The sequence below is a fragment of the Alphaproteobacteria bacterium genome, assembly GCA_030739735.1.
GTDB lineage: Bacteria > Pseudomonadota > Alphaproteobacteria > UBA7887 > UBA7887 > UBA7887.
Genome location: JASLYQ010000052.1, coordinates 1 through 635, shown reverse-complemented (window position 1 = coordinate 635; position 635 = coordinate 1). Strand labels below are relative to the sequence as shown.

Below are 635 nucleotides of genomic sequence, written 5' to 3'. Positions count from 1 at the left end.
GATGATGCCTACGATCTCACGTACACTCTCGGCGTCGCTTGCCTTGCCCCATATGCGTGGCACCTCTGTGGCCGGCACCCTGCCCGTCTCACTGGGCGGCGACGGCAGCGAGCCCGTGGCTCTTTTGTGGGCGTATCGCTTCGGCGAGACTGGCACCTCTGGACTAAATCCAGATTCGATGATGCCCACCGCCATCGTCGTCGACCCCAAGACCGGCACCTCTGTACTAAATCCAGATTCGATGATGCCCGGCACCATGGTGCCGCCGTCCGTTCACGCGTCCTCGAGCAATCATGAGAGTAGCGATGAAGACCTCGTAGGATTGCTGCCATTTTTTGATGAAGGCCACGTTACGGGTTCGGATCCCACCCCGCACCCGTAAACCGGCCCACGGTAACCGCGGAACCAGCCACCCCTTTTTTACAGCAGGCATTGTAGTCGCGCCTCACGAAATCAAGAGAATGGCGGTGCAGGCCAACTGGCCGAGCTTGGTGATGATCGGGATCATGTTCCGAGCACTTCTGAGATCCTTTGCAGCGGCTCGGGCGGGACAAACGACCCGCCCGAGCTGGATCTCGTAGTGCAATACCGGCTTGGACGTCTTGATGGCTTTGCCACCCACAGCCCCTACCTGA

2 protein-coding genes are annotated in these 635 nt (G+C 59.7%); one reads left to right on the top strand and one right to left on the bottom strand.

All coding sequences use genetic code 11. From position 1 onward, the window contains the following. Window positions 1–382: hypothetical protein (locus QF629_13015; GenBank protein ID MDP6014440.1), on the top strand; the 382-nt coding region annotated here is incomplete at its 5' end. A 63-nt stretch (window positions 383–445) separates the two neighbouring features. Here QF629_13015 and QF629_13010 read toward each other — a convergent pair. Further along, a partial coding sequence (locus QF629_13010; protein MDP6014439.1) for a hypothetical protein occupies window positions 446–635 on the bottom strand: 190 nt, incomplete at its 5' end.